This is a genomic window from Pseudomonas sp. GD03903 (assembly GCF_029840045.1).
GTDB lineage: Bacteria > Pseudomonadota > Gammaproteobacteria > Pseudomonadales > Pseudomonadaceae > Pseudomonas > Pseudomonas pseudonitroreducens.
On sequence record NZ_JAOCBT010000029.1, the window covers coordinates 39,900 to 62,210 of the forward strand.

Genomic DNA, 22,311 nt, shown 5'->3' on the forward strand with positions numbered 1-22,311 from the left:
TGCCTTCAGCATCAGGTAGTCTTGCAGCTAATTGCGTGCGCGATTCAATAACAAAAGGGTGTAGGTGGCTTCCCGGGCTGCCGTATGAAAGGACTCAAAGCACCATGACTTCACTCGCGTTGAGGTTCCATCCCGCCGTGGACGCTGACTTGGCGTTCCTGCGCGCCCTCTATGCGAGCACCCGCTCCGCTGAGTTGGCCCAGGTAGCCTGGGAGCCTGCCACCATCGATGCCTTTCTCACCCAGCAGTTCGACGCCCAGCACCACTACTACCAGGCGCATTTCCCCGACGCCGAGTACCTGGTGATCCAGGCGGACGCCCAGTCCGTCGGCCGCGTCTACCTCCACTGGGGCGCCACCCACCTGCAGATCATCGACCTTGCCCTGCTGCCCAGCCATTGCGGCCAGGGAATCGGTACCCGTGTGCTCGGGCAGTTGCTCGAACGCGCCGATGCACAGGGCCTGAGCGTCGGCTTGCACGTAGAGAACTACAACCCGGCCCTGCGCCTGTATACCCGCCTGGGGTTCGTCGTGGCCGGCGAAAACGGCGTCTATCTCAAGCTGCGCCGGTTGCCCCGCGCCGTACCGCAGGCCATCGCGCCTGCCGACGTCCTGTCGTGAAGGAAAACTCCATGTATCCGATGCCCACCCAGCATGGCCTGCAGCAGGCGCAAGGTTCGCGCTTCCAGTTGTGGATTGCCCCGGATCAGGCCCTGGACGTCGAACTGCTCGAGGTGCTCGTCGGTAATCCGATGAGCTCCGAGTACGAGAGCTTCAGCGCCGCTTTTGCCCTGCCCGAGCAGTGGGACCTGCCCCAGGCGCTGTACCGCCTGTCCCCACCCGGCGAGGAGGGCTGGCTGCTGCTGTTGACCCCGGTGCAGCCTGCTGCCGATCGCCGCGCGGTGCTCCAGGCGGTCTTCCATACCCGCAAGGCGGAGTAGCGACCCATTCCGGCGGCTGTGAGCCTGGCCGTCATTTCCAGCGATTGGTACCAAGGAGAGGCAATACGTGGACCCCTTTATCGGTGAGATCAAGATGTTCGGTGGCAATTTCGCACCGCGTGGCTACGCATTCTGCCAGGGGCAGCTCATGTCGATCGCGCAGAACTCAGCATTGTTCTCGCTGCTGGGCACGACGTACGGCGGCGATGGTCAGGTCACGTTCGGCCTGCCCGACATGCGCGGCCGCAGCCCCGTCGGCCAGGGGCTAGCCCCCGGTCTCGGGCCGATCAACCTGGGCCAGGTCGGTGGTGTCGAGAACACCACGCTGAATACCAACCAGATGCCGCAGCATACGCACACCGTGACATTCGGTTCGCCGCTGACCGCCACTGGCCAGGCCGCGATCCCGGCTGCGTCGGTCAGCACGGCGACCCAGGCAGCTCCGGGCGCGACCACCGTACTCGGGCCGATCGCCGCAGGCGGCCGCCCGGGCACGCTGTACTCCACCACGGCGGCGGATACTACCCTGCAGCCCTTCACCATCACCTGCAGCGGTAACGTACCGAACGGGACTGCCAGCATTGCTGGCGGTAGCCAGCCTTTCTCTGTGCGCAACCCCTACCTGGGCATCAATTTCATCATTGCGTTGGAAGGCGTCTTCCCGTCGCGCAACTGATCGCTCGTTTTCGACCGTTAAAGCAGTAAACAGTGGAGCGGGGCGCACCCGCTCCCGACCAAGAGCAGTGGAGGTGGGTCATGTGGTGGAACAAGGCGAAGCGTGCAGTACCGGTCAAGGCACCGGTGAAGCCGGCCCTGGCAATGGCGCTGGAACCGCGCATGCTGTTCGACGGTGCCGTGGCCGCCACCATGGCCGAGGCCGCTGATGCCAAACCGACCGCCGACACCGCCGCGAAGGACGCCCAGGCCCACCCGGCGCAGGACAACAGTGCCCACGACGCGAGCAAGGATAACCTCTCCGCCGTACCTGCCGGCACCTCGGACCACCGCCAGGAAGTGGTGTTCGTCGACGCCAGTGTGAAGGGCTACCAGCAGTTGGTGGCCGGCCTCAAGCCGGGTACCGAAGTGGTGGTGCTCGACGCGAACAAGGACGGCCTGCAGCAGATTGCCGATTACCTACAGGGGCGTTCCGGCATCGATTCGATCCATATTCTCAGTCACGGCGATGTAGGCAAGGTGCAGCTGGGCAATATCTGGCTGGACGGTTCGAGCATCGCCCTGCGCAGTGACCTGCTCACCAGCATCGGCCAGGCGCTGGACAAGAATGGCGACATCCTCCTGTATGGCTGCCAGGTGGGCGCCGACGGTGCGGGCCATTCCTTCGTCGATCAACTGGCCGATGCCACCGGCGCCGACGTCGCCGCCTCAAACGACATGACCGGCGCCACCGCGCTGGGCGGCAACTGGGTGCTGGAAGTCAGCCACGGCGCCGTCGAGGCGGCGGCGCTCGACGTGGGCGACTTCCGCGGCCTGCTGGTGAGCTTCAATGACGACTTCAGCACCGACACCGGGCAAACCGCTTCCTTTACCCGAGTACTGGGCGGCGTCAGCTACACCTATACCTTCACCAGTGCGGGGGACGGCGGCGACGCAGCCTGGGAAAACCTCTATGGGGAGGGCAACAGCGCGTCGATCAACCTGCTGTCCGCCAGCCCAAACACCGGAACCACCGAGGTGTTTACCATTGCTCGCACCGATGGTGCCGATTTCACCTTCACCAGCATCTACCTGAATAACGGCGCCGGCGAGACCGTCACTGTCGCGGGGTATCGCGATGGTGTACTCGTCGGGACGGCGCAGACCGTCTTGATGGGGCAGCAGAGGACTCTGAGCTTCGGTGGCATCCGCGTCGACGAAGTGCGTATCAGTGGCAGCGATTTCTTCAACACCAACATCGACAGTTTTGCCGGCGACCCTGTTCCGCCGAGCACTGCCCCGACGGTGACCGCCACCGCCAGCAACCCCAGCTTCACCGAGAACGGCGCCGCCGTGGACCTGTTCAGTGGCGTGGTCGCCGCGAGCAACGATGCCGGCGAGACCTTCACCGGAATGACGCTGCGGGTGACCAACGTCAGCAATGGTGCCAGCGAGTTCCTGAACATCGGTGGCGTCGACATCGCGTTGAGCAACGGCAGCAGCGGTACAATTGCCGGCATCGGCAGCTATAGCGTGAGCCTTTCCGGTGGTACGGCACTGATCACCCTGAGCAGCCTGTCGCGCGATAACACGCAGATGGCGCAGCTGATCGACGGCATCACCTACCGCAACAGCAGCGATAACCCGGGCAGCGCCACCCGTGCCGTCACCGTCGTGACGGTGACGGACAGCGGGCCGAACAACAACAGCGCAACGCCGAACCTCACCTCGAGCGTTGCCGTCAGCCCGGTGAATGATGCCCCGACGCTGAATCCCGCCAACAATTCGGTGAGTTACACCGAGGGTGGCAGCTCTGCTGTGCTGGTGGGCAGCCTGGTGCTGGCCGATGCCGACAGCACGACCTTCCAGGGAGCCACGGTCATCATCAGCGATTTCCGCTCGGGTGACGTGCTGTCGGTGAGCGTTTCCGGTGGCTTCTCGGCGACCTACAACGGCACGACCGGCGTGATGCAGATCAGCGGCAGCGGCTCGCTGGCTTCGTTGCAGGCCGTGCTGCGTTCGGTGAGCTATTCGTCTTCTTCGGACGACCCCACCTTCGGCGGTACCGACATTACTCGCCAGGTCAACTTCACCGTGACCGACGCCGAGGGCGGCACTTCCAACCTGGCCACTGCGCAGCTCACGGTGACCGCCGTTAACGACGCTCCGACATTGTCCGGTGGTCCCTACGCGTGGGCCGGCACCAGCGAAGACGCCACGTCGAGCGCGGTCAGCGTGTCCTCGCTGTTGTCCGGCGTGAGCTACGCCGATGGCGATGGCCCGAACAGCGGCATTGCCATCATCGCCAGCACTGGCAGTGGCGACTGGCAATACTCCACCGATGGGGTGACCTGGACCCAGGTGGGCAGCGTCAGCGGCACCAGCGCCCTGATGCTGTCGGCCACCACCCAGTTGCGCTACGTGCCCAACGGGCAGAATGGCGAGACGGCGGCGCTGTCGTTCCGTGCCTGGGACGGGACTGTCGGCATCGCTTCCACTAACGGTGTGCGCAGCACGAGCGACACCAGCACCAATGGCGGCAGTACCGCGTTCTCCAGCGGCACGGCTCAGGCGATGCTTATCGTCAGCAGCGAAAACGATGCGCCGGTGTTGACGCCGACGGCGCCCACGCTCACTGGGCTGACCGATTCCGACATCGACAACGTCGGCCAGGCTGTCTCCAGCTTCCTCGGCAGTGTCAGCGACGTCGACAACGGGGCACTGACGGGCATTGCCATCACCGGCCTGAACGCCGGTAACGGCACCTGGCAATACAGCGTGAATGGCGGTGCCAGCTGGCAGAACGTCGGAGTGGTCTCCCTCAATTCGGCGCTGCTGCTGCGCAGCATCGACCGCGTGCGCTTCGTGCCGGACGGCATCAATGGCACCAGCGCAAGCATCACCTACAGAGCCTGGGACCAGACTGACATCACAGCCGGCCTGCAAGGCACCAAGGCCAATGCAACCGGCGCAGGTGGCGGCTCGCCGTACTCCATTGGCAGCGACACGGCATCCATCACCGTTACAGCGATCAACGATGCGCCGCTGATCACCGCCAGCGGCGGCAGCGCCGCGTTCGTCGAAGGCGCTGACGTCGCTTCGACTCCGGTGGTGATCGACAGCGGCCTCACGGTGACCGACGCCGACTCGCCTTTGCTGCAGGGCGCCAGGGTGCAGATCGCCGGCAATTTCCAGATGGGTGAGGATGCGCTCGGTTTCACCAGCAATCCGGCTACCATGGGCGACATTGTCGGCGTCTATGACAGCGCCACCGGCACCATGATCCTGAGTTCCGCCGCCGGCGCCACCGCCGCGCAATGGCAGGCGGCGTTGCGCTCGGTGACCTACAGCAACAGCTCGGACACCCCGAACACCTCCACCCGCAGCATCAGCTTCAGCGTGAGTGACGGCTCGCTCGACAGTGCCTCAGCCACGCGCACGGTGACCGTGACGGCTGCCAACGACTCTCCGCAGCTCAGCCTGCCCACGGTGATCAACCTCATTGAAGATAGCTCCGGCAGTATCACCGGCATCAGCGTTTCCGACGTCGATGCGGGCACCGGCAACGTCCAGGTCACCTTCACTCTGCCTGCCGGCTACGGCACCCTGAACGCGGCGGTCAGCGGCACCGTCGCCGTCGGCACGGCGATGTACAGCGTGATCCTTACCGGGCGGGTCGCGGACATCAACGCCTACCTTGCCGGCAACAACCTGACCTACATGCCGTCGCCGAATTACTTCGGCGACGTCAGCCTCGACGTCCGCGTGAGTGACCTGGGCAACAGCGGGGGCCCGGCGCAGACCAGCAGCGGCAGCCTGACGCTGCACGTCGAAGGGGTGAACGATGTCCCGAACCTCCCCGTGGTGCCGTCGTCCCCGGTGAACGCCAACGAGGACGTGCCCCTGGTGCTGACCGGTATCAGTTTCAGCGATATCGACGCCGGCTCCGGGCAGGTCGAGGCAAGTTTCAGCGTACTACCCGACAAAGGCACCTTCAGCGCGTTGGCGGCAGGCGGCGTGACGCTGACGGGGTCGGGCAGCAACCACCTGGTGCTCAGCGGCACCCTGGCCGATATCAACGCTTTCATCGCCAGCGGCGCGGTGAGCTACCTTTCGGCGGCCAATGCATCGGGCACTGTTACCGTGACGGTCAGGCTCGATGACCTTGGCAATACCGGTATGGGCGGCAACCTGTATGCGTCGAGCACCTTCAACCTGGCCATCAGCCCGGTGAACGACGCCCCGGTGAACAGCGTACCGGGAAGCCAGTCGGTGCTTGGTGGCCAGACGCTGTTCTTCGGTGTCGGCAGCGGCAACCCGATTTCCATTTCGGACGTGGATGTGGGCACTGGAACCATGCGGGTGACACTCACCGCCGTCAACGGGACGATCACCCTGGGCAGCGTCACCGGCCTGGCGTTCAGCGTCGGCAGTGGTTCCGCTGACAGCACCGTCACCTTCGATGGAAGTCTCGCCGATATCAACCATGCTCTGGCCGGCATGAGCTTCAGCCCCACGGCCGGCTACAACGGCCCGGCCTCGCTGCAGATCGTCAGTAATGACCTGGGGCAGTCCGGAAGCGGCGGCAGCCAGACCGACAGTGACTTCATCCTGATCACGGTGGAGCAGCCCAACCCGCGTATCGTCAGTGTCAGCGCCGGCAATCCGGATGGCACCTACAAAGTGGGCGACCTGATTGTGGTACAGGTCCAGTTCGACCGCTCGGTGTTCGTCAACACCAGTGGCGGCGTCCCCAGCCTGTTGCTGGAAACCGGCCTGGTCGATCGCGAGGCGGTCTATATCAGCGGCTCGGGCAGCAACATCCTGACGTTCCAGTACATCGTGCAGGCCGGAGACCGCAGCGCCGATCTCGACGCCCAGAGCACCACGGCATTGCGACTCAATGGCGCGGTCCTGGCCAACGCCAACAACGACCTGGCGATCCTGACGTTGCCCACCATCGGCGGCGCAGACTCCCTCGGCGGTCGCAGCGATATCGTGATCGATGGCGTGGCGCCCACGGTCACCAGCGTCGGCGTGCCGGCCAACGGTACCTACGTGGCGGGGCAGAACCTCGACTTCACGGTGAACTTCAACGAGAACGTCATCGTCGACAGCAGTGGCGGTACACCGCGCATCGCCGTGACCCTGGACAGCGGCGGCACCGTCTTTGCGCAGTACGTCAGTGGCAGCGGCGGCAGCGCACTGGTGTTCCGCCTGGTGGTGGCCACTGGTCAACTGGATACCAACGGCATCAGCCTTGGCTCATCCATCCAGGCCAACGGCGGTGTGTTGCGCGACGCTGCCGGCAACAACATCATCACCGGCCTGAACGGTGTGGCGAGCACCTCCGGCGTGCTGGTCGATGCCGTGGTGCCCACGGTCAGCAGCGTCAGTGTGCCGGTCGGCGTTCCCTACAATGCCGGCGATACCCTGACCTTCGTGGTCAACACCAGCGAGGCGGTCGTGGTCAACGGTGCCCCGCGGCTGGCCCTGGATATCGGCGGCCATACGGTATTCGCCGATCTGGTCGCAGGCTCCGGCACTTCGACCCTGGTGTTCCAGTACACCGTCCAGGCGGGAGACAACGACGCCGACGGCATCAGCGTGGGCGCACTGTCGGCCAACGGCGCCACCCTGCGCGATGTCGCCGGCAACGACATGAACCTGACGCTCAATAATGTGGGCGGCACCAATGGCGTTATCGTCGATACCGTTGCACCCACCCCGAGCGCCATCGTCACCCTCGATCCGTCGCCGACCAATGCCGGCAGCGTGCGTTACACCGTGACCTTCAGCGAGAACGTCAGTGGCGTCGACCTGGGTGATTTCACCCTGGTCGGCAGCGGTACTGCCGCCGGCAGCCTGAGCGGTCTGCAGCAGATCGACGCGCGCACTTACCAGATCACCGTCAGCGGCATCTCGGGGACCGGCACCCTGGGCCTGAACCTCAATGGCAGCGCCACCGGCATTGTCGATGCGGCGGGCAACCCGTTGAGCGGCGGCCTGGCTGGCGCGGTATACAGCGTCGACCGCGATGCGCCGACCATCACCGCGGTCAGCGTGCCGCCGGGCGCGCTGCACAAGGCCGGCGACACCCTCGAGTTCGTGGTTCAGACCAGCGAAGCGGTGCTGGTGGACGGCTCGCCGAAGCTGGCCATCGACATGGGCGGGCGCACGGTATTCGCCGACTACGTCAGCGGTTCCGGCAGCAACAGCCTGGTGTTCCGTTACACCGTCCAGGCTGGCGACAACGACGCGGATGGCATCCAGGTCAGCGGGCTTTCCGCGAATGGCGGCTCCCTGCGCGATGCCACCGGCAATGCGCTGAATCCATCCTTGAACGGCGTCGGCGACAGCCACGGTGTGCTGGTGGATACCCGCGCGCCCACGGCCACCGGGGTCGTGCGCCTGGACCCGTCACCCACCGGCGCGAGCACGGTGAATTTCCTGGTGACTTTCGATGAGGACGTCAACGGCGTCGATGCCGGCGACTTCTCCCTGGTCACCAGCAACTCGGCCAGCGGCAGTATCGTCTCGGTCGTGCAACTGGACGCACGCATCTACCGCGTGACCGTCGGCAGCGTGAGCGGGCAGGGCAGCCTGGGCCTGACGGTCAACGCTGGCGGCATCAATGATGCCGCCGGCAATGCCCTGGGTAATTCCCTGCGCGGCGACAGTTACGTGATCGGCTCGCTGTCCGATGGCGATCCGCAGTTCCGCATCACCACGCCGAGCGTACCGACAACGCCGTCGACGACGCCGTTGCAGCCCAACGTGCCAGTGCTGGTCACGCCGCAGGGCACTTCGCCGGTGCTGCCGTCCTCGCTGTTCCAGAGCGAAGGTCCCGGTGGCCTGCCGCCGCTGGGCAATATCTTCGTGCAGGACGGTGGGCTGTCGCAGAGCTTCATCGCCCAGGCCTTTGGCAGTTCATCGTTCGGCGATGGCAGCGGCAGCGGTTTCCTCGGCTTTGGCGGCGGCGATGCCGGGGTATTCGGCAGCAGCACGCTGGCGGGCATCTTCGATCGCAACGGCGTCGACGAGAACACGCCGCTCAAGGCCTTCGACCGCCGCAGCGGTCATATCGACCAGGGCATCCGCGGCATCTTCGGCGCGCCGAGCCTGACGCAGCAATTGCAACAGATCCATGACTCCGAACAACAACCGGTGCGTGAGCTGGCCTGGGCGCTGGGGCAGGTTGCCCAGGGTCGCGACGCATCCTGATCAGCACATCAAAAAGCACAATAAGCACAAGAACGAAGCCGTAACCAGGGGGACGGCCAGGGATGAAAAAACACACGACTTTGCTAGGGATCAGCTTGTTGGCACTTGCCGTGTCCGGCTGCGCCGTTACCACGCAACCTATCGATCGCAGCGTCAGTGAGCAGCGTGCACGTGACGACCTGCAGGCGATGTTCAAGGACCAGGAGCCGCTCAGCGGCCCGCTGACCCTGCACGAGGCCATGGCCCGCGCGGTCAAGTACAACCTCGAGTCGCGCCTGAAGGTAATGGAGGAGGCGCTGTCGCGCCGGCAACTCGACCTCGCTACCTTCGACATGCTGCCGCGCATGGCGCTCGAAGCGGGCTACGCCGGGCGCAACAACCAGAGCGCCTCCAGCAGCCAGAGCGTGCTGACCAACACCCAGTCGCTGGAACCTTCCACCTCGCAGGACCGTGACCGCGATGTCGCCGATCTGACCATGGTGTGGAACGTGCTGGACTTCGGCGTCAGCTACGTCAGCGCCAAGCAGCAGGCCGACCAGCGCCTGATCGTCCAGGAACGTCGGCGCAAGGTGGTGCAGACGATCATCCAGGACGTGCGCTCGGCCTATTGGCGCGCCGTCGCCGCACAACGCCTGCTGGATCGCATCGACGCGCTGATGGCGCGGGTCGACAGTGCACGCAAGGACAGCCAGCAGATGAGCCAGCAGCGCATCGGCGACCCGGTCCAGGCGCTGGGCTACCAGCGCGCCCTGATCGAGGCCAGCCGCCAGCTGGAAGAACAGCGCCGGGCGCTGTCCCTGGCCAAGACCGAACTGGCCACGCTGATCAACCTGCCGCTGGGCACCGACCTGACCCTGGCAGCGCCGGAAGGTTACGACGTGCCGGAGCTGAAAGTGGGCATCGAGCAACTGGAACAGCAGGCCCTGGCCAGCCGCCCGGAACTGCGCGAACAGGACTACCAGGCCCGCATCAGCGCCGCGGAAACCCGCAAGGCCATGCTGCGCCTGCTGCCGGGCCTGGAATTCTCTGCTGGCGGGCACTACGACTCGAACAGCTTCCTGGTCAACAACCGCTGGGCCGACTACGGCGTGAAGGTCACCTGGAACCTGTTCAACGTCCTTTCCGCCCCGGCAGCCATCGATGTCGCCAAGGCCGGCGAAGACGTCAACGTGGCGCGTCGCCAGGCCATGTCGATGGCCGTTCTGGCGCAGCTCTACGTGGCCAACGCCAACTATAACGAGGCGCGCCGCCAGTTCGTCACCACCCAGGAACTGGCCAGCCTGGACAACCAGATCGTCGGCCAGCTGCGCAACCGCCACCAGGCGCAGGGCATCGGCGAGCTGGACCTGATCCAGGGTGAACTCAACGCCTTGCAGGCCGACCTGCGCCGCGACCTGGCCTACGCCGAACTGCGCAACAGCTACGGCCAGGTATTCGCCTCGGCCGGCGTCGACCCGCTGCCCAGCAATGCCCCGGACACCCGGTTGTCGACCCTGGCCAACGGCCTGGCCGAGAAGGAGCGCCAGCTCGACAGCGGCAACGTGCAGTAAGCCTCCGTCGGTGCGCACCGGAGCGCCAGCTCCATGCGCGCCGGTGATCTTCCACGCACAGAGGTGATGCAGCGATGGGATGCCCGCAGGTATGCAGTGGTGCGGTTCTGCAATGCAGTTTCGGGGTGGCGCCGTCGCCGCTGAACGTGTTGCCGATCAACCGCACGCTGACCAGCGGCATGCCCGCGGCCAACCTGCAGGATCACATCCCCTTGGTGAACATCCTGCCGTTCGGCCTCTGCAGCAGCCCGGCGAACCCCATGGTGGCGGCCGCCACAGCGGCCGCACTGGGAGTGCTCACGCCGATGCCGTGCATTCCGGCAACGGCGTCGCCCTGGATTCCCGGCGGGCCGCCGACCGTGCTGCTGGGCGGGGTGCCGGCGCTGGACGCGAATGGCACGCTGATGTGCAACTGGGCGGGGGTGATCAAGATCAGCATGCCGGGCCAGGTGCAGATGCTGATTCCCTGAGGACTCCGCCTTTCACCGCGCCTAGGCGATGCTTTCATCATCCCGGCTGCCCAGCCACCAGCGCAGCCTCGACACCGGTTTGCCCTGTTCGTCCAGCGGCCTGCCATCCTCGGCGTAGGCGCGCGGCATCTCCGTCGCCGTTCCATTGTCGAAGCGTGCCTCGTGAGCCAACTGTCCGTTGCCGTGGAAACGCCGATACGGTCCTTCCTGCACGCCGTCACGGTAGAAGCACTGCTCGGCCAGCGAACCATCGGGGAAGTAGGTACAGGCTTCGCCATGCATCAGTCCGTCGCGGTACATCACCTTGCGCTGCAGGGCGCCATCGGCAGCGTAGAAGCGCGCCTCGCCGTGCAGGCGCCCGCGCACATGAGGCATGAGCGCACTGACCTTGCCGTTGGGGTGGAACAGGCTGCTGCTGCCGTGCAATTCGCCGCCCTGGTAGGCAAGACTGGCCTGCGCGCGATCACGCTCGGCGATGCGCAGGGGGCCCTCCAGCTCGCCATCCTGCAGGCGTCCTCGCAGGGTGCTGTCGCCACGCTTGAGGTCGAGGGTTCCGCTGTTGGCCATGTCGTTGTCCTCAGTTGACCTTCACCAGGCCGCCCTTGATGGTCAGCATGCCGCCGCCGTCCACCGTCTGCTCGGCGCTGGCCTTGTTGGTGAGGCTGACGCCGGCGTCATTGGTCAGCGTGGTGCCGGCCTTGTTGGTGAGCGCGGTGCCCGCCTGGTTGGTCAGCGATGTACCGGCCTTGCTGGTCACCGAGGTCCCGGCCTGGGCGGCGAGGTCGGCGTCGGTCTTGAGCGTCAGGCTGCCGCCGCTCTGCAGGGTCAGGGTGCCGCTGACCTTGATGGTCAGGTTGCCGTCCACGCTCAGCTCGAAGTTGCCGCTGACCTTGTGGCTGTAGTTGCCGCCAGTGCTGTGGGTCTGGTCGGCGCCTACCGTTACGGTGCGACTGTCCTTCACATCCAGCGTGTCGCTGCCAGTCTGGATGGCGACGCTGCGCTTGCCCTTTTCCAGGGTGATGGTCTCGTCGCCGTCCTTCACGGTGCGCGTGCGGGCGTTCTGCACCGTCAGCGTCTCGTCGTGGCCGATGGTGGCGGTGCTGTCGTTGAGCACGTTGACCTTCATATCCTTCTGCGCCTGCAGGAAGACTTCCTCGGCGTCCTTCTTGTCTTCGAAGCGCAGCTCGTTGAAACCGCCGCCGCCCTTCGAGGAGTTGGTCTTGATGCCGGACTGCGTCTGGTTGTCCGGCAGCGCATAGGGCAGGGCATTGTCGCCGTTGTAGACGCAGCCGGTGACCAGCGGGCGATCCGGGTTGCCGTCGATGAAGGTGACAATCACTTCCTGGCCGATGCGCGGGATGAACTGCATGCCGAAACCCTTGCCGCTCCACGGCAGTACCACTCGCACCCAGCAGGACGAGGTCTCGTCGTTCTTGCCCTGCTGGTCCCAGGGGAACTGGATCTTGATGCGGCCGTACTGGTCGGTCCAGATTTCCTCGCCGGCCTTGCCGACCACCTTGGCGGTCTGGGTGTGCATGCGTGGCTTGGACGTGGTGCGGGGAGGGCGGTAGGCGGTGGCCTTGGGGATGGCTTCGAAACGGTTGCGGTAGTGCTCATGGTCCGCCTCGTGGGTCACCGAGGTCAGTACCCAGTCGATGTTCAGTGCGGCATCGTCATGCCCGGTCAGGCTGAACCAGTGCCCCGGCACCAGCCAGCGGCAGTCGCTCTCGCCAATCAGGCGCTGTTCCTGGCTGCGCAGGCCGTCCACGCGCTGCTTGGTCAGCGCATCGCCACGGGCCTTGGCGGTGTAGCCACCGGGGTGTTCGTATTGCGCGCGCGGCCCGGCGTCGGCCTGGGCCTGGGAATACAGCGAGGTGCTGGGCGTGGTGAATTCGTAGTCGGTGGCGCTGTAGGTCCCGGCCACCGCCTGCAGACAGTACTGCGCCGAGCGGATGCCGTGCAGTTCGCGCACGCCAAGCTCCTGGCCCAGGTACGGCACCTTCGGCCCGTTGGGGATGGGCGGGAAGGCGTCATTGCTGTCGGCGAGCACCAGGGTGTGCGTGCCCTCTTCATGGGTGAAGAACCAGAAGATGCCTTCCTCTTCCAGCAGCCGCGAGACGAAGGCGAAATCGCTCTCGCCGTACTGCACGCAATACTCGCGCGGCTCGTAGCTGCCGCTCAGCGACAGCTTGAAGTCGGTGAAGCCGTGGGCCTTGAAGATCGTGGTAACGATGTCGCTGGTGGCGAGGTTCTGGAAAACGCGGTTGTTGCTGGCCAGGGTCAGCCACCACAGCCAGGGACGCAGAATGAGCTGGTAGCGCTCGGCGCTGGCGTCGGCGGGGAGCTGGTGGATTTCGGCGACCAGCGCATCGAGGGGGCGTTGCTGGCTGTCATTGTTAAGGGTGGTGGTGACGTGGCTGGCAACGGCGTTAGCCAGGGTGAGCGGACTGCTGGCAAAGCCCAGAACTTGCAGATTGGCGAGATCGTTCAGCGCCTCCCGACCAGCAATGGTCTGCGGATAGAGTTCCGTGAGCGCCGACGCCGTCAAGGAAAGGCTGGACGTGGTATCGGTGGGCCGGGTCATGGATTGTCTCGGGCAGTTATTGGTGGCGATTGCATCTTTCAGAGAGGCTCGTTAACTCAGTCGAAATTACCGTTGTGGGTGAACACGACGGGATAGTGGTCACTGCGCATGGCCTTTCCTTTGCTCATTCGGGTGGGCCTGATTAGACCTCCTGGTGCCGACAGGGAGGCGTCGCAAGTGGCCGACCAGGCTCCAAGGTCATCGACATAGGCAAAATCGAGGAGGCGAAAGGTTGTGGTGTATCCGGTCACTTTTCCTGTGAGGACCAAAGTTTTAGGTACAGTTCTCTTCATCGAAACCCTTGGTTGTTTCTTCTGCTGCTCGGCACTCTTGAGCAATCTGCGGCTTTTTGCATCCGGTACGAATACTTCCTTGATACTTGCATGGGTGTAGCCGCTGCCCGTTGGCAGCAGTTTGTACAGAGAGGGACCTGCCACCTGGAACACTCTCGCATAGGGATTGTTCTTGTCACTCAGGGTCTTTCTGCTGGAGATTTCCTTGCTCTCGTACTTTCCGTCTGTATTCAGGTCGCCGCCGAAATAACAGAGCTTCGAGATGCCGAGCGAACTCAGGTTGAGTTGGATGTACTGCACTGTATCGATAATGTTGGCCATTGCTCGATACGAAGAGTTTGCATGATAAAAGGCAAATCCCAAGTGGGTTTCATTGTGCTTTATTATCACGGCGCCACGCTGTTCGGTTGGGGAGAGGACATAGCTGTCAATCAGGGAGAATTTCTTGGATATTTTATTTTTCAGAAAAACCATGGTCCCCAATGTCGTATTTTTCTTCGCCCCGCCCTCCTGCGATGCAGCTCCGATAATCGTGTACTCGGAGGAGAGGTCGTCAATTAGCGTTTGGTTGATATCTCCGGTTTTTCCGGTCTCCATCAAGGCAATAATGTCAATTTCTTCTTGTGTCAGATAATGTCTGAGAAAATCAAGTTTATCGGTGTATGCCTGTGATCGGAAATATTTCTGGTTGTCGAAGTGCTGTGCGTTCCAGATCATTATCTTCAGAGGCATACTGACTCCATTGGCGTGATGTGTGCGATTGTTTCAGTGTTCTTGAAGTGCAGTCGCTACTCCATTTCCGGAGTAGGTTGATTGTCCGTAAGTGCCCTTGCTATACATAAGAAGAATCCTGAATGATATATCGGTTGTTTAGCGTTGATTGGCTTGCCTGGAAGATGCCCCTTGTTTGCCCCTGGGTGACGACCAGATGCTTTTCTCCGAATACCTCGGCAATTACTTGGTCATTCTGCGTTACTAAAGGTTGCGTACTGCCCTCGATGGCATCGTAGTTGTTCCCTGTGGTGGTGCAGAGTGTTGGATCGTAAAGTCGATTTTCGTCGCCCCAGTCCCTGAACCTGAGTTGCTGGCTGTCATTGTGGAGGGTGGTGGTGACGTGGGTGATAACGGCGTTAGCAAGGGGGAGCGGACTGCTGGCAAAGTCCAGAACTTGCAGATTGGCGAGATCGTTCAGCGCCTCCCGACCGGCAATAACCTGCGGATAGAAATCCGCCAGCGTCGATGCTGTACGGGAAAGGCTGTTAGTGCTGTTGGCGGGGCGGGGCATGCGCGGCACTCGCTGGTCGTTCGGTCTGAAGGGAGCGCCTGGGTCCATGGGAGTGGGCTCCATAGGGAACTAACAGGGCTGGCGAAGGGGGCGTCGCCATCAGCGGACCAGAGGGTTGTGCGGTATGGGGCCGTAGATGTTTCCCCGCCCAGCGAGCCCTGGCCGGGCCCATTGCTCGTCCCATTCGATGAAATGGCCGTTGACGGCGTTATCGGTCACGTTGACGGCCTGGGTGACGGTGATCGTATGGCTGTTGCCCCAAAGCAGGTCGCTAATCTTCAGGGCGGTGAGCCTGGGCAACCCCCAGCCGAGCAGCAATCCCCAGGGGCTCGCTGGGTCGTAGTTTTCCAGGTCGCGCAGCCGGGCCCGCTGTCGCACGGTCAGGAGGGAAGCCGCTGCCATGCCAGCGGGAGTCGCATATACAGCGTTGTAGCAGGGATCGTAAATCTGCCCTGCGTATTGCACGACCTTGTGGTTGGCCCAGTAATAGAAGCCGGCGAGCGGCGCTCCGGCCGGGCTGGTGATATTGGGCTGGGGACCGGGAAGTGCGTTGGCATGGTCCGAAATGAATCCACTGTTGTTCGTGCCGCGGTAGGTGATGACGCTTGCGCTGCCAATCCCCATGCCGAATCCGTAGGGCGGCGGAGCCTGGATCAAGTAAGCCAGGGCATAGGCGGGAAAACCGCACTCTCCCTGCGTGACCGTTCCGTCCAGCAGGCGTGCGCCGGCGATGTACGAAGCGCCGGCGACGCCGGGCTCCCAGCGCCAGCCACGGTTGCTGAGAAACTGATGAAAGCGGTTGTTGATCTGAACCATGTGGTTAGCGGGCGTGAGACGTGCCAGCAGGCAGCTCATCACGAACTGCCGGCCCAGCGAGGCAACGGCAGGGGTGCCGTTGAAGTTGGCTGCGGCCAGATTGACGGCGCCATTCAGGACGTTCTGGTAGCTCATTGTCGTGTCGATTTCCTTTTCTCTATGGCTGGCCGACGGTAGATCATTCCAACACCCACTGCGCCAGCTTCCCGGTCACTTCTGCCATCAGCACATTCTCGATATCCCGTGCCCCCGCCGAGCTGCACTTGGCGAGTACTGCCTTGACGATGGCCGGGTCGAAGTCGAACGGCTTGCCGGTGGCCGCCTTGTAGCGCTCGCGGAGTTTCTCCAGCTTGGTGATGACGATGCCTTCCAGCGTCGCTTCCTCCAGGGGCCGGTAGGGCACCACGGTCATGCGCGCGAGGAAGGCGGCGCGGAAGGCTTGCAGCAGTACCTGGCGCAGGCGTTCGTCGAAGACTGGCGTGGCGATCTGTTCGGGCGGGGTGTCCAGCAGTAGTTCGGCGCCAACGTTGCTGGTGGCGAGGATCACGGTGTTCTTGAAGTCCACCACCAGGCCGGTGCCGTCCTCCATCACGCCTTTGTCGAAGACGTTGTAGAAGGCTTCCAGCACATCGGGGTGGGCCTTTTCGATCTCGTCCAGCAGCACCACCGAGTAGGGGCGGCGGCGCACGGCCTCGGTGAGTACGCCGCCAGTGCCGTAGCCGACGTAGCCGGGCGGGGCGCCCTTGAGCTGGCTGACGGTGTGGGCTTCCTGATACTCGGAAAGGTTGATGCTGATGAGGTTGCGCTCGCCACCGTACAACGCGTCGGCCAGGGCGTAGGCGGTTTCGGTCTTGCCCACGCCGGTGGGGCCGAGCAGCAGGAACACGCCCACCGGCTTGGCCGGATCGGTGAGGCCGGCGCGGTAGGCCTGGATGCGTTGGGCGATGGTCCCCAGCGCGGCGTCCTGGCCCATCACCCGTTGCCCCATGCGTTGCCCCAGGGTGCGAATGGCGTGGGCTTCGTCGGCGAGCATCTTGCCCACCGGAATGCCGGTCCAGCCCGCGATCACCGCCGCCACGGTTTTCGAATCGACCTGCTCGGGCACCAGCGGGTCGTCCTCGCGGATCGCCTCGAGCCCGGCCTCCAGGCGCGCCAGTTCGGCGGCCAGGTGGTCGATGCGGCCGTCGAGTTCTTCATCGGGTTTGGCGGCGTCGGCGCTCTCGCTCAGGGTCAGCAGCTCGCGGCGTGATTGCAGCAGTTCGCGCACTGCCTCGCGTTCTTCGCCCCAGCGTTTTTCCAGAGCGCGGATGGCCGACAGATTGCCCACCGACTCCTGCTCCAGGCCGGTGATGCGCGCACTGTGCTCGAGTCCGGTGGCCTGTTCGCGGCGCAGGCGCTGCAGCTCTTCCTCCACGGCCAGTTCACGGTGGCGCAGATTCTCCAGCGCTGGCGGCACGTCGTGCTGGGCCAGGGCGACCCGCGCGCAGGCCGTGTCGAGCACGCTGATGGCCTTGTCCGGCAACTGGCGCCCGGAGATGTAGCGGTGGGAAAGCTTCACCGCGTCCTGGATGGCCACGTCGAGGACCTGCACGCCGTGGTGCAGTTCGAGCTTGGCGGCGACACCGCGCAGCATATCCACGGCGGTGGCTTCGTCGGGCTCTTCCACCTGCACCAGCTGGAAGCGGCGTGCCAGGGCCGGGTCCTTCTCGAAGTACTTCTTGTATTCCAGCCAGGTGGTGGCGGCCAGGGTGCGCAGCTCGCCCCGCGCAAGGGCAGGCTTGAGCAGGTTGGCGGCATCGCTGCCACCCTCCGTGCCACCGGCGCCGATCAGCGTATGGGCTTCGTCGATGAACAGGATGATCGGCTGCTCGCTGCTGCGCACGGCATCGATCACCCCCTTCAGGCGCTGCTCGAATTCGCCCTTGACCCCGGCGCCGGCCTGCAGCAGGCCCAGGTCGAGTACCCGCAACACGACGTCCTGCAGCGGCGGCGGTACCTCGCCGGCCGCGATGCGCAAGGCCAGGCCCTCGACCACGGCGGTCTTGCCGACGCCCGGTGCGCCGACCAGGATCGGGTTGTTCTGCCGGCGGCGCAGGAGGATGTCGACGCACTGGCGGATTTCGCCGTCGCGCCCGACGATGGGGTCGATGCGCCCGGCATGGGCATCGGCAGTGAGGTCCTGGGTGTACTGGTCGAGCAGGTCGTCCTGGGGTTGCGGCCGGCCCGGCCGGGCCTTGGCCGCGGGCTGCGTGCCGGGCGTCTGTTCGCGCGATCCGGCGCTCCAGTCCAGCAGGTTCTCGCGCAACGCCTCGTGGGGAATCCGCAGCAGCGACGAGGCACTGTTGAGCAGCAGCGTGCGGCGCTCTTCCCGGTCGAGCAGGGCCAGCAGCAACAGGCCGGAGCGGACGCTTGGCTGGCCGAGCACGCTGGCTTGCAAAACGGCGTCCTCCAGCAGGCTGACGGTTTGCGAAGAGAGCGCGGGCGTGCGCGTGCTGCCAATGCGGAACAACTCCAGCGCCGTGTTGATCTCGCCGACGAGCTGGTCGCGCTCCAGGCCGAAGCGCGGCAGCAGCAGGGCAAGATCGCCACCGTCGATGTCCAGCAGCTCCAGCAGCAGATGCTCGATCTCCACATAGTGGTGGGTACGCTGCAGGCAGCGTTGTGCGGCGCGCTCCAGGGCGCGGCGGGATTCCGGATTGAGGCGGCCGATCAGGCTGGCAAGGTCCATCAGGTCATCTCCGCGGGGCGCAGGTTCAGGTCGATTGCTTGCAGTGCATCGGTGTCGCGGCGCAGGCCGGTGTTCCAGTTCAGCCTTGGCGCCGTGCCGGCGCGCAGTGCCAGTGGGCCACTGGCGCGCACCAGCAGGCGCAGCCGGCATTGCAGGTCGGGGCCGAAGTACAGCGCACAGAGTTCGAGCAGCAGCGGGTAAGCCTGGCCGTCGGGGAGGAAGCGGCGCGCCGTGGCTTCATCGAACGGTCCGAGTTGCAGGTGAAATCCCGAGTGCTCGTCCCAGACGCGGGTGCCCGCCACGGCATCGCGGCCAAGACCGAGGTTGGCAGCGCCGCGCCCGAGCACGCTGCGGCTGGCCGGTGGAATGGCGCGCCAGGCACCGGCGTAGGCATCGCAACGGGCGGCTACGGCGAACTGCTGGCGCACCATGCTGGCGAACCCGGCAAGTGAGCGACGGTTACCGGCGAAGCGTGCGCCACGGGCAAGGATGGCACTGTCGGGCAATGCGCCGCGTTCCTGCAGGCCGTGGGGCAGCAGCCCGACCAGCGCGCGCAGTGGCCGCTGCAACGGGGCCTGCGCGGGCGCCTGGTGGCCGAGCGCCAGGCGGTGTTTGCGCAGCACGCGGTAAAGCAGGCTGAGCAGGCGATGCTGGAACAGGTCGAGGAACTCGCCAGGGGCGTGATCCTTCAGGCGTGCGCGCTGTTGCAGCCATTCCTGGTAGGCGTAGGGCAGGGCGCCATCGGCGCCGCCCAGGCCGAAGATCGCCGTGCGCAGCTGGGGGCGGCCGTCGATCTCCTCCAGGGCGCTGATCTGGCTGGCTTCGAACACCGGTGTCAGCGGCCCGCGCAGGCGTAGCGCTTCGGCTTGCGGCAGGCTGCCCTGGCCCAGCGGGGTCGCGTCGGGCTGCTCGCGTTCGAGCAGGAGCAGCGCCTGCAGCCACTCGAATGTGTGCGGTTCGGCGCGCAGCCGTTGGCTCAGAGGGCGAGCGTCTGGCCGGCCTGGGGTTGCCATCGGCGGATCTCCTGGTCGGACTGCACGAGCACCGTGCGCACAAAGCGATTGGGGTTGGCGTAAAGGGAAAAGAACTGTGCGAGCACGGCACTGAAGAGCACGGCGCTGGCCCCGACGAATGCCTGGCGGTCCAGGTGCACGCGCACCTCCAGGCCATTGCGCCAGCCGCGCCAGGCGTCCTCGCCGACGCGATCGACCACCCGCGCACAGTCGAGTTGCTGCAAGCCTTCCACCTGGCGGTGGGCAACATTGTCACCGGTGAAATTGTGCAGGCCGAGGATTTCCCGCAGCGCATCGAGCGCCTGCGGACCTTCTACCAGGGACCGGTGATTGAGCGTCAGGTGCGATACCAGTTGCCAGCGCGACGGGCCGTCCAGGCGAGGTTGCAGCTGGCGGCTCGGTGCGCGCAGCAGGCTGATGCGCGCGACCGGGCCGGGGCGCTCGAATACCAGGGCGATACCGGCGGGCAGCCGCTCGGCGAGGCCTCGGTTGGTGCACAGCAGGTCGGCGGTCAGGCTGTATTCGGGGGCGTCCTGCAACGGCTGCAGGGCGGTGTCGACCAGGCTCAGCAGCAGGTCGCTGCCCATCCGGTTCGGCGTCATGCCCTCCACCCGGCGCGCGTGCCAATACAGCCCGAGGTCTCCGGGCTGGTGCTGCCCGCCGTGATAGGCGGCGACCTCGCGCACTCCCCGTGGCGAACTGGCGCGCAGCGAGCGGATGCTGTGGATCTCCACGCTGTTCTCGCGGTGGGCGTCGGCGACCAGGCGGTATTCGCTTTGCGTGCCATCCGGCCGCAGGGGTTCGGAGGTGCGCGGGAACAGGTTGATCGCCGGCACGCAGCCCAGCGCCAGGTCGCTGGCTTGCAGTGGCAGGCGTCCCGGCGCCGCACGCTCGAAGGTGATGTAGAGCTGCAGCCGTTCACCGCTGGCGCGCAGATCGGCCAGTGGCAGGTCGATGAAGGCGAACTTCTCGGGGAAGGCAAAGTACTCGGTCAACAGGCGCAGCCCGGGGTGAACCAGATCGTCCTCCGGCAGCAGCGCCTGCTCCGCGGCGAAGCCGACCAGCCGCGGCAGCCCGAGCAGGCGTTGCGGGAGGCCGTCCGGCGGCCCGGCCAGCAGGGCGCTGGCATGGGCGCCGAGCAGATCGAGCAGGCCGGCATTGGTCACCGCGTTTGCGCACAGGTGCAGGCGCAGGTTGTCGATGGCCAGTGCGGCCCAGCCACCGGGCTCAAGGCAACGCAGTTCCAGGCGCAGCGCCGCACGGGCGCCGGCCACTGCGGTCAGGGCCTGAGCCTCCTCGGCGCCGAGCAAGGTGGCGTCGGTGATTTCCAGCGGCCACAGGGTGACGTCGTCGGTGGTGCGCCAGTGCACGGTCTGGCCACGCAGTTCCTTCGGCAACTCGATGCGTTCCTGCGCCGGCACGCTGACGAACAGGGGAGTACCGCGTGGTAGGTGATAACCGGTGCTGAGGCTTCCTTTGCCGGGGTCCGGCTCGAAGCGCACGATCGCGCAGGAGGGCAGGGGGCGCAGTGCCAGTGGGTAGAGTTGTTCCAGCAGGGCATCGCTGAACTGCGCGTAGTCGTCGTCCAGCCGCCGTTGCAGGCGCGCAGTCAGTAGCGCGAAGCCTTCCAGCAGGCGCTCGACATGCGGGTCCGCGCACTCGCCGGCGCCCAGTTCCAGGCGCCGGGCAACCTTCGGGTAGCGCGCGGCGAAGCCGGCGCCTGCGTGGCGCAGCCAGGTCAGTTCGCGCTGGTAGTAGTCCAGCAGTTCGGCATCAATCGAGTCGCTCATGGCGTACTTCCAATGTCCCGCCGGTGGGTGTCAGATCGAACAGCAAAGGCGCGCGGCGCGGATCCTGACGCAGGTTGCCAAGCAGCCGCACACGCAGCCGCTGGGGTTGTTGCGGGTCGGCCTCGACCACCACGTCGGCCAGCTCCAGGCGCGGCTCGAAGCGCTGGATGGCGCGGCGGATTTCCCGCGTCAGCAGACGCCGGTCGCTGTCGCGCCGGGCCTGCAGCGCCGTCCAGTCGAGTATCCCGTAGTCGAGGATGCCGCAGCCGCCGCGGGCCGGGCTGCGGCTGTTGAGCAACCGCGAGAGCTCGCGCGACACCGAGGCGCACAGCGCTTCGAGGTCGAACGCCTGGTCGTCTTCCTGCGTGGCGAGGCGTTCGAACAGGGGCGGCAGTCCATGGGCGGACATCGCGCGGCGCCGCTATCAGCTGGCGAGCTTGTTGGCAGCCATGTCCCAGGTGGACGCGGCGGTGCCTTCCTTGCTGCCATCATCCTTCTGCGCGGTGAGCTCCCACTTGATCTTGGTGAAGTTCAGCGACAGGGTTTCCACCGGCTTGCCGCCCGCGCCGCCACTGACGCTGACGTTGGAGAGCACGACATTGCTCAGGGTGTAGACGATGAACGGCATGATCTTGCCGTCGCCCTCGGCGGCGTTGCGGCCGATGGTGACGGTCGTGGTGGCGATGGGTTTGCCCGCGCAGCAGTACTCGTTGAGCGTGGGCGTGGAGGTGTCGACGAACTTGGTCAGGGTGAACTCGCCAACGTGGGGCTTGCCGGAGGTGCGCTCCGAGTTGCTGACATCGTTGGTCACCTGCATGGCCACGTTGTGGCTGTAGGACATGACCTCGATCTTGTTTTCGTAGCCGGTCAGCAGGCAATCGCCTTTGATGTCGTCGCCGAAGTCGAGAATGATCGCATCCATGGGGTGGAACTCCGCTGCTTAGGGAAAATGGGGTAGGCGAGG

The 22,311-nt window shown here is 65.2% G+C and carries 16 protein-coding genes; 6 read left to right on the plus strand and 10 right to left on the minus strand.

All coding sequences use genetic code 11. The annotated features are described in order from the left end of the window. Positions 1-104: 104 nt before the first annotated feature. From N5C91_RS29165 to N5C91_RS29190, 6 genes are all read left to right on the plus strand, one after another. Complete coding sequence (locus tag N5C91_RS29165) at positions 105-620, plus strand: GNAT family N-acetyltransferase (RefSeq protein WP_279833842.1); 516 nt, start codon at positions 105-107, stop codon at positions 618-620. Between the two features lie 11 nt (positions 621-631). Next, on the plus strand, positions 632-940 hold the full coding sequence (locus N5C91_RS29170) for a hypothetical protein (RefSeq protein ID WP_279833843.1): 309 nt from the start codon (positions 632-634) through the stop codon (positions 938-940). A gap of 67 nt (positions 941-1,007) precedes the next feature. Beyond that, complete coding sequence (locus N5C91_RS29175) at positions 1,008-1,616, plus strand: tail fiber protein (protein WP_279833844.1); 609 nt, start codon at positions 1,008-1,010, stop codon at positions 1,614-1,616. A gap of 80 nt (positions 1,617-1,696) precedes the next feature. After that, the gene (locus N5C91_RS29180; protein ID WP_279833846.1) at positions 1,697-8,818 is read left to right on the plus strand and encodes a DUF4347 domain-containing protein; all 7,122 of its coding nucleotides are present in this window, start codon (positions 1,697-1,699) and stop codon (positions 8,816-8,818) included. A 62-nt stretch (positions 8,819-8,880) separates the two neighbouring features. Continuing rightward, positions 8,881-10,368, plus strand: coding sequence for a TolC family protein (locus N5C91_RS29185; RefSeq protein ID WP_236173542.1), 1,488 nt, complete (start codon positions 8,881-8,883; stop codon positions 10,366-10,368). Positions 10,369-10,442: 74 nt separating this feature from the next. Continuing rightward, a complete protein-coding gene (locus tag N5C91_RS29190) occupies positions 10,443-10,838 on the plus strand; it encodes a DUF4280 domain-containing protein (protein ID WP_236200102.1) in 396 nt (131 codons plus the stop codon). Between the two features lie 21 nt (positions 10,839-10,859). On the opposite strand, the gene N5C91_RS29195 is transcribed toward N5C91_RS29190, so the two are convergent. From N5C91_RS29195 to N5C91_RS29240, 10 genes are all read right to left on the minus strand, one after another. Further along, complete coding sequence (locus N5C91_RS29195; RefSeq protein WP_236173540.1) at positions 10,860-11,405, minus strand: toxin-antitoxin system YwqK family antitoxin; 546 nt, start codon at positions 11,403-11,405, stop codon at positions 10,860-10,862. A gap of 10 nt (positions 11,406-11,415) precedes the next feature. Then, entirely contained in the window at positions 11,416-13,422 is a 2,007-nt protein-coding gene (gene tssI, locus N5C91_RS29200) for a type VI secretion system tip protein TssI/VgrG (RefSeq protein ID WP_279833850.1), read from the minus strand. A 56-nt stretch (positions 13,423-13,478) separates the two neighbouring features. Then, positions 13,479-14,447, minus strand: coding sequence for an endonuclease/exonuclease/phosphatase family protein (locus tag N5C91_RS29205; protein WP_236200106.1), 969 nt, complete (start codon positions 14,445-14,447; stop codon positions 13,479-13,481). Between the two features lie 100 nt (positions 14,448-14,547). Further along, complete coding sequence (locus N5C91_RS29210) at positions 14,548-15,000, minus strand: hypothetical protein (protein WP_279833852.1); 453 nt, start codon at positions 14,998-15,000, stop codon at positions 14,548-14,550. Between the two features lie 99 nt (positions 15,001-15,099). Further along, positions 15,100-15,951, minus strand: coding sequence for a hypothetical protein (locus N5C91_RS29215; protein ID WP_279833854.1), 852 nt, complete (start codon positions 15,949-15,951; stop codon positions 15,100-15,102). Positions 15,952-15,994: 43 nt separating this feature from the next. After that, a complete protein-coding gene (gene tssH / locus N5C91_RS29220) occupies positions 15,995-18,544 on the minus strand; it encodes a type VI secretion system ATPase TssH (RefSeq protein WP_279833857.1) in 2,550 nt (849 codons plus the stop codon). Continuing rightward, positions 18,544-19,557, minus strand: coding sequence for a type VI secretion system baseplate subunit TssG (gene tssG / locus N5C91_RS29225; RefSeq protein ID WP_279833859.1), 1,014 nt, complete (start codon positions 19,555-19,557; stop codon positions 18,544-18,546). Before tssG ends, tssH begins: the two co-directional genes overlap by 1 nt. Further along, positions 19,521-21,347, minus strand: a complete 1,827-nt coding sequence (gene tssF / locus N5C91_RS29230; RefSeq protein WP_279833862.1) for a type VI secretion system baseplate subunit TssF — start codon at positions 21,345-21,347, stop codon at positions 19,521-19,523. The genes tssG and tssF overlap by 37 nt, the downstream gene beginning before the upstream one ends. Continuing rightward, positions 21,331-21,756: a type VI secretion system baseplate subunit TssE gene (gene tssE / locus N5C91_RS29235; RefSeq protein WP_236173533.1), complete on the minus strand. Its 426-nt coding sequence runs from the start codon at positions 21,754-21,756 to the stop codon at positions 21,331-21,333. Before tssE ends, tssF begins: the two co-directional genes overlap by 17 nt. A 15-nt stretch (positions 21,757-21,771) precedes the next feature. After that, the gene (locus tag N5C91_RS29240; RefSeq protein ID WP_205335423.1) at positions 21,772-22,269 is read right to left on the minus strand and encodes an Hcp family type VI secretion system effector; all 498 of its coding nucleotides are present in this window, start codon (positions 22,267-22,269) and stop codon (positions 21,772-21,774) included. Positions 22,270-22,311: the final 42 nt, after the last annotated feature.